General features: G+C 72.6%; 10 protein-coding genes. 7 read left to right on the top strand and 3 right to left on the bottom strand.

Annotated features, from left to right (window positions below; translation table 11 throughout):
• The first annotated feature begins 96 nt into the window (after nucleotides 1–96).
• Entirely contained in the window at nucleotides 97–1,848 is a 1,752-nt protein-coding gene (locus KBX43_RS10320; RefSeq protein ID WP_069087149.1) for a biotin carboxylase N-terminal domain-containing protein, read from the top strand.
• A 125-nt stretch (nucleotides 1,849–1,973) separates the two neighbouring features.
• The gene (locus KBX43_RS10315) at nucleotides 1,974–3,413 is read left to right on the top strand and encodes a GuaB1 family IMP dehydrogenase-related protein (RefSeq protein WP_043326696.1); all 1,440 of its coding nucleotides are present in this window, start codon (nucleotides 1,974–1,976) and stop codon (nucleotides 3,411–3,413) included.
• A 13-nt stretch (nucleotides 3,414–3,426) separates the two neighbouring features.
• Here the strand turns inward: KBX43_RS10315 and KBX43_RS10310 are convergent, their stop codons facing one another.
• Nucleotides 3,427–3,966 (bottom strand): TetR/AcrR family transcriptional regulator, encoded by a 540-nt coding sequence (locus KBX43_RS10310; RefSeq protein ID WP_064447645.1) that lies wholly within the window; start codon nucleotides 3,964–3,966, stop codon nucleotides 3,427–3,429.
• 84 nt (nucleotides 3,967–4,050) lie between these two features.
• Between KBX43_RS10310 and KBX43_RS10305 the strand changes: the two genes are divergently transcribed.
• Nucleotides 4,051–4,494: a DoxX family membrane protein gene (locus tag KBX43_RS10305; RefSeq protein ID WP_113972046.1), complete on the top strand. Its 444-nt coding sequence runs from the start codon at nucleotides 4,051–4,053 to the stop codon at nucleotides 4,492–4,494.
• 53 nt (nucleotides 4,495–4,547) lie between these two features.
• Here KBX43_RS10305 and KBX43_RS10300 read toward each other — a convergent pair whose 3' ends face one another.
• The gene (locus KBX43_RS10300) at nucleotides 4,548–6,170 is read right to left on the bottom strand and encodes an MFS transporter (protein WP_113972047.1); all 1,623 of its coding nucleotides are present in this window, start codon (nucleotides 6,168–6,170) and stop codon (nucleotides 4,548–4,550) included.
• 54 nt (nucleotides 6,171–6,224) lie between these two features.
• On the opposite strand from KBX43_RS10300, the gene KBX43_RS10295 reads away from it, so the two are divergent.
• From KBX43_RS10295 to KBX43_RS10280, 4 genes are all read left to right on the top strand, one after another.
• Nucleotides 6,225–6,740, top strand: coding sequence for a MarR family winged helix-turn-helix transcriptional regulator (locus KBX43_RS10295; RefSeq protein WP_064447643.1), 516 nt, complete (start codon nucleotides 6,225–6,227; stop codon nucleotides 6,738–6,740).
• A gap of 61 nt (nucleotides 6,741–6,801) precedes the next feature.
• Nucleotides 6,802–7,323, top strand: coding sequence for a MarR family winged helix-turn-helix transcriptional regulator (locus tag KBX43_RS10290; protein WP_043330646.1), 522 nt, complete (start codon nucleotides 6,802–6,804; stop codon nucleotides 7,321–7,323).
• Nucleotides 7,317–9,050, top strand: a complete 1,734-nt coding sequence (locus KBX43_RS10285; RefSeq protein ID WP_064447642.1) for an ABC transporter ATP-binding protein — start codon at nucleotides 7,317–7,319, stop codon at nucleotides 9,048–9,050. Before KBX43_RS10290 ends, KBX43_RS10285 begins: the two co-directional genes overlap by 7 nt.
• Complete coding sequence (locus KBX43_RS10280) at nucleotides 9,047–11,101, top strand: ABC transporter ATP-binding protein (protein ID WP_043326707.1); 2,055 nt, start codon at nucleotides 9,047–9,049, stop codon at nucleotides 11,099–11,101. Before KBX43_RS10285 ends, KBX43_RS10280 begins: the two co-directional genes overlap by 4 nt.
• 70 nt (nucleotides 11,102–11,171) lie before the next feature.
• Here KBX43_RS10280 and thrS read toward each other — a convergent pair whose 3' ends face one another.
• Entirely contained in the window at nucleotides 11,172–12,386 is a 1,215-nt protein-coding gene (gene thrS / locus KBX43_RS10275) for a threonine--tRNA ligase (RefSeq protein ID WP_113972048.1), read from the bottom strand.
• Nucleotides 12,387–12,804: the final 418 nt, after the last annotated feature.

The following is a 12,804-nucleotide window of genomic DNA, read 5'->3' as shown; positions in this document are numbered from 1 at the left end:
TTTGACTACAGTGCCGCATCCCACACTGAGCGATCGTTAGGCTCCGCAGGTAGGCCGCTAAACTCCCGGCAACGACCTCCCGGGAGGAGCCTCAAGGTGCGCAAGGTTCTCATCGCCAACCGCGGCGAGATCGCCGTCCGCGTCATTCGCGCCTGTCGCGACGCCGGCCTGGCGAGCGTCGCCGTCTACGCGGACTCGGACCGGGACGCCCTGCACGCCACGCTCGCCGACGAGGCGTACGCGCTCGGCGGCGACACCGCCGCGGACAGCTACCTGCGCATCGACAAGCTGATCGACGTGGCGGCCCGGTCCGGCGCGGACGCGGTGCACCCCGGCTACGGCTTCCTCTCCGAGAACGCCGACTTCGCCCAGGCCGTCATCGACGCCGGGCTCACCTGGATCGGCCCCACCCCGCAGGCGATCCGCGACCTCGGCGACAAGGTGACCGCCCGGCACATCGCGCAGCGGGCCGGCGCGCCGCTGGTGCCCGGCACCCCGGACCCGGTGGGCAACGCGGACGAGGTGATGGCGTTCGCCGTCGACCACGGCCTGCCGGTCGCCATCAAGGCCGCCTTCGGCGGTGGCGGGCGCGGCCTCAAGGTCGCCCGCACCATGGAGGAGATCCCGCACCTGTTCGAGTCGGCCACCCGCGAGGCGGTCGCCGCGTTCGGCCGGGGCGAGTGCTTCGTCGAGCGCTACCTCGACAAGCCGCGCCACGTCGAGGCGCAGGTGCTGGCCGACCAGCACGGCAACGTGATCGTGGTGGGCACCCGGGACTGCTCGTTGCAGCGCCGGCACCAGAAGCTGGTCGAGGAGGCGCCCGCGCCGTTCCTCACCGACGCCCAGCGCGCCCAGATCCACGACAGCGCCAAGGCCATCTGCCGCGAGGCCGGCTATCACGGCGCCGGCACCGTGGAATACCTGGTCGGCGCGGACGGCACGATCTCCTTCCTGGAGGTCAACACCCGGCTCCAGGTCGAGCACCCGGTGACCGAGGAGACCGCCGGCATCGACCTGGTACGCGAGCAGTTCCGCATCGCCGACGGGGAGAAGCTGCGCTTCACCGAGGACCCGACGCCGCGCGGACACGCCATCGAGTTCCGGATCAACGGCGAGGACCCGGGCCGCAACTTCCTGCCCGCCCCGGGCACCGTCACCGCGCTGCGCCTGCCCTCCGGGCCGGGCGTGCGGGTGGACACCGGCATCTCGGCCGGCGACGTGATCGGCGGCAACTTCGACTCGCTGCTCGCCAAGGTGATCATCGTCGGCGAGACGCGCGCCGAGGCGCTGGAGCGGGCCCGCCGGGCGCTCGACGAGATGGTGGTCGACGGCATGGCCACCGCGCTGCCCTTCCACCGCCTGGTGATCCGCGACGAGGCGTTCACCGCCGAACCGTTCACCGTGCACACCCGGTGGATCGAGACCGAGTGGGACAACACCGTACCGGCGTTCACCGCCGCCGCCGGCGCCGCCGACGAGCCGGCCGAGCGCGAGACCGTCGTGGTCGAGGTGGGCGGCAAGCGGCTGGAGGTCGTCCTCCCCGCCGGGCTCGGCGCGGGTACGGCGGCAGCCGCGCCCGCCGCGAAGAAGCCGGCCCGCCGGGGCGGCGGAGGCAAGGCGGGTGCCGCGGTCAGCGGCGACACGCTCACCTCGCCGATGCAGGGCACGATCGTGAAGATCGCGGTCGCCGACGGCGACGAGGTGGCCGAGGGCGACCTGGTCGTGGTGCTGGAGGCGATGAAGATGGAGCAGCCGCTGCACGCGCACAAGGCCGGCACGGTCAGCGGGCTCGCCGCCGAGGTCGGCGCGGTGATCACGTCCGGCGCCGCGATCTGCACCATCGCCTGAGGTGTAAGGAAGGGCCCCTTCTTAACGCCTGAGGTAGTGAAGGGGCCCCTTCTTAACAGCGCGAGGCCGGGTGGTGTGAGCCACCACCGGGGGCGGGCACGGGCTCGGGCGGGAATGATGGCCGGGTGCGGTTCCTTCACGGCGCGGTCCCCGCGCACGACCTGACCTACAACGACGTCTTCATGGCGCCCAACCGGTCCGAGGTGGGCTCCCGGCTCGACGTCGACCTGGCCACCACCGACGGGACCGGCACCACGATCCCACTCGTGGTGGCGAACATGACGGCCGTCGCGGGCCGGCGGATGGCCGAGACGGTGGCCCGGCGTGGCGCGGTGGCGGTGATCCCGCAGGACATCCCGATCGAGGTCGTCGCCGACGTGGTGGGCTGGGTCAAGCAGCGGCACCTGGTGCACGACACGGCGATCGCCCTCGGCCCGACCGACACCGTCGGCGACGCCATCCACCTGCTGCCGAAGCGGTCGCACGGCGCGGTGGTGGTGGTCGACGGGGACGGCCGGCCGATGGGCGTGGTGACCGAGGCGGACACCGTCGGGGTGGACCGCTTCGCCCAGCTCCGGCACGTGATGTCGACCGAGCTGCACACCGTGCCGGCGGACGCGGACCCGCGTACCGGATTCGACCGGCTGTCGGCGGGCCGGCGGCGGATCGCGCCGGTGGTGGACGGCGACGGCCGCCTGGTCGGGGTGCTGACCCGGCAGGGCGCGCTGCGCGCCACGCTGTACAAGCCCGCGGTGGACGACCGGGGGCGGTTGCGGATCGCCGCCGCCGTGGGCATCAACGGCGACGTCACCGGCAAGGCCGCCGCGCTGCTGGAGGCCGGGGTGGACACGCTCGTCGTGGACACCGCGCACGGGCACCAGGAGCGGATGCTCCAGGCGCTGCGGGCGGTCCGCCGGCTGGACCCGCCGGTGCCGGTGGCGGCCGGGAACGTGGTCACCGCTGATGGCGTACGTGACCTGGTCGACGCCGGTGCGGACATCGTGAAGGTGGGTGTCGGGCCGGGCGCGATGTGCACCACCCGGATGATGACCGGCGTGGGCCGTCCGCAGTTCTCCGCGGTGCTCGACTGCGCCGCGGCGGCCCGCTCGCTGGGGCGGCACGTGTGGGCCGACGGCGGCGTACGCCACCCGCGCGACGTGGCGCTGGCGCTGGCCGCGGGCGCGTCGAACGTGATGATCGGCTCCTGGTTCGCCGGCACCTACGAGTCCCCCGGCGACCTCTACACCGATGCCGACGGGCGGCGCTACAAGGAGAGCTTCGGCATGGCGTCCTCGCGTGCGGTGAGCGCCCGTACGGCCGAGGACAGCGCGTTCGACAGGGCCCGGAAGGCGATCTTCGAGGAGGGCATCTCCTCGGCCCGGATGTATCTGGACCCGAACCGGCCCGGCGTCGAGGACCTCATCGACGAGATCATCTCGGGGGTGCGCAGCGCGTTCACCTACGCGGGTGCGCGCAGCCTGGAGGAGTTCCACGAGCGGGCGCTCGTCGGTGTGCAGAGCGCCGCCGGCTACACCGAGGGGATGCCGCTGCCGACGAGCTGGTGACGTTCGGTCCCGCTCAGTCGAACAACCGCCTGATCACGGTACGGGCGGCAGCCTCCGGGTCGTCGCCCACCCGTGGCGGCAGCGCGCCGGAGAGCCAGAGCGTGGCGAAGCCGTGCACGATCGACCAGGCGGCGAGCGCGTCGGCGTCCGGCTCCCGCCCGGTGTGCCGGGCCACCCCCTCGCGCAGCACGTCGCCGGAGCGGGCGCGGGCGGCGACCAGCTCCGGGTCGTCGGCCCGGTACAGCTCGGGCCGGAACATGACGTCGAAGTGCGCCCGGTGCCGCACCGCGAACCCGACGTAGGCCACGCCGGTGTCGAGCAGGTCGTCCCCGGCCTGCCGCAACGCGTCGGCGAGCAGGTCGAAGCCCTGGGTGGCGAACGCGGTGAGCAGCCCGGCCTTGTCGCCGAAGTGGTGCGCCGGCGCGGCGTGCGAGACCCCGGCGCGCCGAGCCAGCTCACGCAGGCTCAGCGCGGCCGGTCCGGACTCGGCGATCGCCTCGGCGGCGGTGCTCAGCAGGACGCGGCGGAGGTCGCCGTGGTGGTACGAGGCCATGCAGTCACCCTAACTTGTCATTGACAAGATGGCACCATCGCCGCAATCTTGTCAGCGACAAGATTTTCGTCGGAGGGATCGACAATGGCACCCCTGATCGCACTGCTCGCCGGCACCGCGCTGGCCCGGATAGCCGGCCTGCTCGGCGTGGACGCCCTGGACGGGTGGCACCCCGCGCTGCGAGTGGGGCTGGCGCTGATGTTCGTGCTGACCGGCGTGGCCCACTTCGTGTCCCGCCGCGCCGGCCTCATCGCGATGGTCCCGCCGTCGCTGCCCCGGCCGGCCTTGCTGGTCACCGTCACCGGCGTACTGGAACTGGCCGGCGCGCTCGCGCTGCTGTTCCCGGCCACCGCGCGCCCGGCGGCGGCCGGGCTGGCACTGCTGATGCTCGCCATGTTCCCGGCCAACGTGTCAGCCGCACGGCGACGCCTCATGCTCGCCGGGCGCCCGGTGACGCCGCTCGGCGTCCGTACCGTGCTCCAGGTCGTCTTCGTGGCCGCGGCGCTGGCGGTGACCCTCGGCGGATGACCCGCCGCGGGCCCGGCGACCCCGCCCGCCCACGCCGACCGGCGGAACCCGGCTCAGGCCCGGGACGGCTCCGCTTCGGCGGGCTGGGACTCCCCGGTCTCCCCGTGGCGAACTGTCGGCAGGCGCAGGCAGGCGACCAGACCGATCAGCAGGAAGCCGGCGCCCGCGAACGCCGCGTACCGGGTGGCGTCGGAGAACGCCGCCTTCGCCTCCTCGGCGATCGGCGCGGTACGCGGGTCCGCCTCCAGCCCGCCGATCGCCGCGCCGGCGCTCTCCTTGACCGCGCTGACCACCTGGTCCCGCTGGGCCGGGTCGAGTCCGGGCTGGTCGGCCAGGCGGTCGCCGAGCAGCCCGCCGAGGCCGGCGAAGAGCACGGTGCCGAGGACCGCGATGCCGAGCGCGGAGCCGACCTGCCGGGCGGTGCTCTGCAGGCCCGAGCCCTGGCCGCTGCGGCGTACCGGCACCTCGGACAGCGAGACGCCGGTGAGCTGGGCGGTGGCCAGGCCGACGCCGACGCCGTAGACGAACAGGAAGCCCACCGGCGCCCACCAGCTGGTGTCCGGCGCGACCACGAATCCGAGCCCGGCCACGCCGACCAGTTCGGCGGCGACACCGAGCTGGACCACCCGGGCCGCGCCCCAGCGCTGAGTCAGCGGCGCGCCGATGCCGCTGGCCAGGAAGCTGCCGACGGCGAGCGGCAGCAGCGCCAGGCCGGTCCGGAAGGCGCTGTAGCCGAGCACGTTCTGGAACCACAGCGGCAGCGCGAACAGCAGGCCGAACTCGCCCAGGCTGACGATCGCGGCGGCCAGGATGCCGTTGCGGAACGAGCCGATGCCGAACAGCGACAGGTCGAGCAGTGCCGGACGGCCGGCCCGGTTGCGGCGTACCTGCTGGGTCAGGAAGAGCCCGAGCGCGGCGAGCCCGAGGAGCGCGGCCACCGGCACCGGTGAGATCGACGCGGTCCACTCCAGCCCGAAGAGGCTGAACGGCCGTTCCCGCTCCCACCAGCCGTAGGTGCGGCCCTCGATCAGCGCGAAGACCACGCCGGTCATGCCGATCACGGAGAGCAGCGCGCCGGTGAGGTCCAGGCCGCGTTCGGCCCGGTCGTCGCGGGACTCGGCCACCAGCACGAGCGTCGCCACGATCACGGCGAGGCTGACCGGGACGTTGATGCCGAAGGCCCACCGCCAGGAGTACGTGGTGGTGAGCCAGCCGCCGAGCAGCGGCCCGAGCGCTGCCGCGCCACCGATGGTGGAGCCCCAGACGGCGAACGCGATGCCCTTCTCCCGGCCGGTGAAGTTGGCGTTGAGCAGGGAGAGCGAGGTGGGCAGCATCATCGCCCCGCCGACGCCCTGGAGCACCCGGGCGGCGATGAGCGTCTCGCCGGAGCCGGCGAGCGCGGCGAGGACGCTGGCGACCACGAACACTGTGACGCCGACGAGAAACATCCGCCGCCGTCCGGACCGGTCGGCGAAGCGGCCGGCGACCAGCAGCAACGCGGCGAAGACCAGGGTGTACGCCTCCTGCACCCACTGCGCGTCGGTGGAGGTGATGTCGAGGTCCCGGATGATCTGCGGCACCGCGACGTTCACGATGGTGGCGTCCACGATGATCATCGCTACGCCGAGGCTGATGGCCAGCAGCCCGAACCAGCGTCCGCGCCCGTCGCCGCGCATGGTGCCCTCCCTTTAGCTAGATTTTCTAGCTACCCGAAGTGCTAGCTTTATCCCATGGAGGGGGTGCCGTCAACCGGGGAGCCCGCACCGGGTCCGCCGCCGAGCAGCGAGACCTCCCGGGCGCTGCGCGAGGTGCTGCGGATCGCCGGTGACACCCGGGCCGCGCTGGCCCGCCGCCTGGGCCTCAACTCGACCGACGCCGCCGCGATCCATCACCTGATCTCCAGCCCGGAGCCACTGGGCCCGGTCGAACTGGGCAACCGGCTCGGCATCCGGTCCGCCTCGGCGACCACGCTCGTGGACCGGCTGGTGCAGGCCGGTCACGTCGCCCGGGCCCCGCACCCGCACGACCGGCGTCGGCTCAGCCTCCAGGTGACCGAGAGCGGCGTGGGTGAGGTGCTGGAGGCGCTGCGCCCGATGCTCGTCGGCGTCGACCGGGCCGTCTCCCGGCTCACCCCCGAGCAGGCCGAGGCCACCACAGCGTTCCTGCGCGAGGTCACCGAGGTGATGCGCGAGTACGTCGCCACCGCCCCGGACGAGCCTCCGCGCGCCCGCGCCGACCGCGGCTGAGGAGATTCTCAGAAATAGTTTGGGCCCTGATGGTTCGGGAGCTAATCTGACGCTCGTGAACATGGGCCCGCTCGTCCGCTTCCCCGACGCCCTGCACCACGCGCCACTCGGCCGGCTGGTCTCCATCGCCGGCCACGTCGTCGAGCAGCACTGGGGGCGTTACCTCGCCGAACACCACGGGCTCACGTCCGCCGGCATGCGGGTCCTGATGATCCTCCTCCGATCCGGCGACGTGAGCCACCGGGAAATGGCCGAGCTGTGCTTCGTCCGGCCCGCCACGCTCACCGGCATCGTGGACACCCTCGAACGCGACGGCTTCGTCACCAGGCGCCGCGCGCCCGAGGACCGCCGCACCGTCCGGCTCGCCCTCACCGACAAGGGCGGCGAGCACGCCCGCACCATCATCGACATGATCCACAGCGACCGGCCACTGACGTCCGTCGACGCCGACCCGGACAAGCGGGCGGTCATCCGCGAGTTCCTGATCGAAATCATCACCGGCATGTCCGACGGAGACCTCCGTCGGTTGAACCGGGACAGCGAGTCCGACACCGAGCCGCCAACGGGGAGCCATCCGTGTTGATCCGCCTGCTCCGCACACATCTACGCCCGTACCGACGATGGCTGGTCGCCGTGGTGGCGTTCCAGTTCGTCGGCACCATCGCCTCGCTCTACCTGCCCAGCCTCAACGCCGACATCATCGACCGCGGCGTCGCCGTCGGCGACACCGACCAGATCCTGCGTACGGGCGGCTGGATGCTGCTCGTCAGCCTGCTCCAGATCGCCTGCTCGATCGCCGCCGTCTACTTCGGGGCGAAGACCGCGATGGGCTTCGGCCGCGACGTGCGGGGCGCCATCTTCCGGCGGGTGAACAGCTTCTCCGCCCGCGAGGTGGCCCGGTTCGGCGCGCCGTCCCTGATCACCCGCAACACCAACGACGTCCAGCAGGTGCAGATGCTGGTGCTGCTGAGCTGCACCATGCTGGTCGCCGCGCCGATCATGAGCGTCGGCGGCGTGGTGATGGCGCTGCGCGAGGACGTCGGGCTCTCCTGGCTGATGCTGGTCTGCGTACCGGTGCTCGCCGTCGCGCTGGGCCTGATCATCCGCCGGATGGTGCCGGGCTTCCGGCTCATGCAGACCCGGATCGACACCGTCAACCGGGTGATGCGCGAGCAGATCACCGGCATCCGGGTGGTCCGGGCCTTCGTCCGGGAGCCGTACGAGACCGACCGGTTCCGGGCGGCGAACACCGACCTGACCGCCACCGCGCTGCGGATCGGACGGCTCCAGGCGCTGATCTTCCCGATCGTGATGCTGGTCCTGAACGTCTCCAGCGTCGCGGTGCTCTGGTTCGGCGCGGCGCGCGTCGACTCCGGCCAGATCCAGGTCGGCGCGCTTACCGCGTTCCTGCAGTACCTGATGCAGATCCTGATGGCGGTCATGATGGCCACCTTCATGCTGATGATGGTGCCCCGGGCCGCGGTCTGCGCCGAACGCATCGAGGAGGTGCTGGACACCGACTCGTCGGTGGTGCCGGCGCCCGACCCGGTCACCGAGGTCACCGGCCACGGCGAGCTGGAACTGCGCGGCGCCGGATTCCAGTACCCGGGCGCGAGCGCGCCGGTGCTGCACGACATCTCGTTCCGGGCCGAACCGGGCCGGACCACCGCGATCATCGGCTCCACCGGCGCCGGCAAGACGACGCTGCTGACCCTGATCCCCCGGCTGGTCGACCCGACCGCCGGCGCCGTCCTGGTCGACGGCGTGGACGTCCGGGAACTCGCCCCGGATGAGCTGTGGCGGCGGATCGGGCTGGTACCCCAGCGGCCGTACCTGTTCAGCGGCACCGTCGCCAGCAACCTGCGGTACGGCAACCCGGACGCCACCGACGCGGACCTGTGGGCCGCACTGGAGATCGCCCAGGCGCGTGACTTCGTCGCCGAGATGGCGGGCGGACTGGACGCGCCGATCGCGCAGGGCGGCACGAACGTCTCCGGTGGCCAGCGGCAACGGCTGGCGATCGCCCGCGCGCTCGTACGCAAACCGGAGATCTATCTCTTCGACGACTCCTTCTCCGCGCTCGACCTCGGCACGGACGCCCGGCTGCGGGCCGCCCTCAAGCCGGTCACCGCGGACGCGGCGGTGGTGATCGTGGCCCAGCGGGTCTCCACGATCGTCGACGCCGACCAGATCATCGTGCTCGAGGACGGGGGTGTCGTCGGGATGGGACGACATGAGGAACTGCTGGAGAGCTGCCCCACGTACGCCGAGATCGTGGCGTCGCAGCAGACGGCGGAGGTGGCCGCGTGAGCGCGCCGGTGCCGCAGCAGAAGAACGAACCGAAGCGGCTGCCTCCGGCCGGACGCCGGCCCGCCGGTGGACCGCCGCACATGAACATGGGCATGCCGGCCGAGAAGGCGATGAACTTCGGGCCGTCGGCGCGCCGCCTGCTGGGGCGGCTGCGGCCGTACCGACTCCAGCTCACCGGCGTGCTCGCGCTGGCCCTGGGCAGCGTCGGGCTCAGCGTCGTCGGACCGAAGGTGCTCGGCCACGCCACCGACATCATCTTCAGCGGGGTGATCGGGCGGCAGCTCCCGCCCGGCACCACCACCGAGGCAGCGGCGGAGGCGGCCCGCGCCGAGGGCAACGGCAACTTCGCCGACATGCTGGCCCGGATGGACGTCATCCCCGGCGCCGGCATCGACTTCGACGCGCTGGGCCGGGTGCTGGCGTTCGCGGTGGTGCTCTACATCGGCGCGAGCATCCTGCAGTGGGCGCAGGGCTGGGTGCTCAACGGGGTGGTGCAGCGCACCGTGCTCAAGCTGCGCGCCGACGTGGAGGACAAGCTCAACCGGCTGCCGCTGCCGTACTTCGACAAGCAGCCCCGGGGTGAGCTGCTGAGCCGGGTCACGAACGACATCGACAACGTGTCGCAGACGCTGCAGCAGACGCTGAGCCAGTTGCTCACGTCGCTGCTCACAGTCGTCGGCGTACTCGGGATGATGTTCTGGATCTCGCCGTTGCTGGCGCTGGTCGCGCTGGTCGCGGTGCCGCTGTCGGTGGTGGTCACCGGCCAGATCGCGAAGCGGTCCCAGGGCAAGTTCATCGCGCAGTGGAAGCACACCGGCGAGCTGAACGGCCAGATCGAGGAGGCGTACACCGGGCACGAGCTGGTCAAGGTCTTCGGCCGGCAGAAGGAGGTCGAGGCCGCCTTCCACGCCAAGAACGAGGAGTTGTTCCGGGCCAGCTTCGGCGCGCAGTTCGTCTCCGGCATCATCATGCCGGCGATGTTCTTCATCGGGAACCTCAGCTACGTCGCGATCGCGGTGGTCGGCGGGCTGCGGGTGGCGTCGGGCTCGATGAGCCTCGGTGACGTGCAGGCGTTCATCCAGTACTCGCGGCAGTTCACCCAGCCACTCACCCAGGTCGCGTCGATGGCCAACCTGCTGCAGTCCGGCGTGGCCTCGGCCGAGCGGGTCTTCGCGGTGCTCGACGCCGACGAGCAGAGCCCCGACCCGGCCGAGCCGGCCCGGATCGCCGACCCGCACGGGCGGGTCGAGTTCGAGCACGTCTCCTTCCGGTACGACCCGGAGAAGCCGCTCATCGACGACCTGTCCCTGGTCGCCGAGCCGGGCCACACTGTCGCCATCGTCGGTCCCACCGGCGCGGGCAAGACCACGCTGGTCAACCTGGTCATGCGGTTCTACGAGCTGGACGCCGGCCGGATCACGCTGGACGGGGTGGACATCTCCACGATGCGCCGCGACGACCTGCGCGGCCGGATCGGCATGGTGCTGCAGGACACCTGGCTGTTCGGCGGCACCATCCGGGACAACATCGCCTACGGCCGCCCGGACGCCACCGAGGAGGAGATCCTCGCCGCCGCGCGGGCCACGTTCGTGGACCGGTTCGTCCGCAGCCTGCCGGACGGCTACGACACCGTGATCGACGAGGAGGGCAGCAACGTCAGCGCCGGCGAGAAGCAGCTCATCACCATCGCCCGCGCGTTCCTGGCCGAGCCGTCACTGCTGATCCTGGACGAGGCGACAAGCTCGGTGGACACCCGCACCGAGGTGCTGCTCCAGCGCGCCATGGCGGCGCTGCGCTCGGACCGGACGAGCTTCGTCATCGCGCACCGGCTCTCCACCATCCGCGACGCCGACCTGATCCTGATGATGGAGCAGGGCCGGATCGTGGAGCAGGGCACCCACGAGCAGCTCGTCGCCGCCGGTGGCGCGTACGCCCGGCTCTACCGGGCGCAGTTCACCGGCGCGGTGATCACCGACGAGGTTCCGGCGCCGGCACCGGCCGGCCCGCCGAACGGAATGCGTGCCGGCGCCGGCACGCCGGTCGGGAACTGACGTGGACCCGGCCACAGGTCCGACACCGGTCCCCGTCCGGGTGCCTTCCCGGCACCCGGACGGGCCGGGGTCAGACCGGGAGCAGCGCCGCCGACCGGCTCGCGACCACCGCGCCGATCAGGCCCAGCGCCTGCGCGGCGGGCATCGGGTCGAGCACCCGGCCGTCGCGCAGACGCAGCGAGAGCGACCCGTCGGCCGCCTCCCGGGGGCCGACCACCCCGGTGTACGGGATGCGCCTGCGGGCCGCGTCGCGGATGCGGGCGCCGAGCGAGCCGGCATGGTCCACCTCGGCCCGCAGCCCGGCCACCTCGGCCCGGCGGGCCAGCCCGGCGGCCGCGTCGGCCTGCGCCGCGTCGAGCGGGAGCAGCAGCAACTGCACCGGGGCGTACCAGGCGGGGAACGCGCCCTCGTGCACCTCGATCAGGTACGCGAACAGCCGCTCCATGCTGCCCACGAGGCTGCGGTGCACCATCACCGGCCGTTTCCGGCGGCCGTCCGAGTCGGTGTACGACAGGTCGAACCGCTCCGGCTTGTCGAAGTCGAGCTGGACGGTGGAGATGGTCGACTCCCGGCCGGCCGCGTCCACGATCTGAATGTCGATCTTCGGGCCGTAGAACGCGGCCTCGCCCGGCGCCTCCACGACGTCCACCCCGTCGAGCGCCGCGCGGAGCAGGTCCTCGGCCCGCGCCCAGCTCGCGTCGTCGCCCACGTACCGCTGGCCCGGCCCGCGCAACGACAGCCGCAACCCGGCGGGGCGGACGCCGAGCGCGGCGTGCGCCTCGCCGATCAGCCGCAGGACCTCGCGGACCTCGTCCCCGACCTGGTCCAGCGCGCAGAAGGTGTGCGCGTCGTTGAGCGAGATGGCGCGCACCCGGGACAGCCCGCCGAGCACCCCGGAACGCTCCGCCCGGTACATGCCGCCCAGCTCGGCGATCCGCAGCGGCAGCTCCCGGTAGGAGCGCCCACGGGCGCGGAACACCAGCGCGTGATGCGGGCACAGCGCCGGACGCAGCACGAACTCGTCGTCGGCGCTCAGCCGCATCGGCGGGAACATGTCGTCGGCGAAGTAGCCGAGGTGCCCGGACAGCTCGAACAGCTCCCGTTTGCCCAGCGGCGGCGAGTAGACGTGCCGGTAGCCGGCCCGCCGCTCCAGCTCCCGCACGTACTCCTCGACGGCGTGCCGGGCGGCGGCGCCGTCCGGCAGCCAGATCGGCAGCCCGGCGCCCGCGAGCGGGTCGGAGACGAACAGCTCCAGGTCCCGGCCGAGCCTGCGGTGGTCGATCATGTCGCTCTCCTTGATCGGGTACGACCCGGAGGCGAGCAGGCCCGGAACGCCGCGAGGCCCCGGAGCGGATCGCCCCGGGGCCTCGTCGACGGAAACGTCAGTGCGGCGCGCCGGGAACACCCGGCGTCGTGGTCACTACCGCGCTGCGCATGCCCCGACCGTAGACGCGCGGACGACACCGGCGCACCTGGATTTCGGAGAGAGGGTGCGGGTCGCCGACACGGGACCTGCCGGCGACCCGCGGCGGCCCGGACATCGGGAACGGGGGACCCGACGGCTCCGGTGCCGCGTCCCGCCAACGGTACGCCGCGATCCGTCGATCCGCCGCCCCGCTCCGCGGCCCCGCCCATCCGTCACTTCCGGCCGGGTCGGCTCGTTCCACACCTACGGCCCGTCGGTGTCGCTGGTCACCGCCAGG

Origin of the sequence: Micromonospora sp. C41 (genome assembly GCF_018070485.1) — a bacterium.
In the GTDB taxonomy this organism is placed as follows: domain Bacteria; phylum Actinomycetota; class Actinomycetes; order Mycobacteriales; family Micromonosporaceae; genus Micromonospora; species Micromonospora chalcea.
This window is presented reverse-complemented; position numbering and strand designations above follow the sequence as displayed.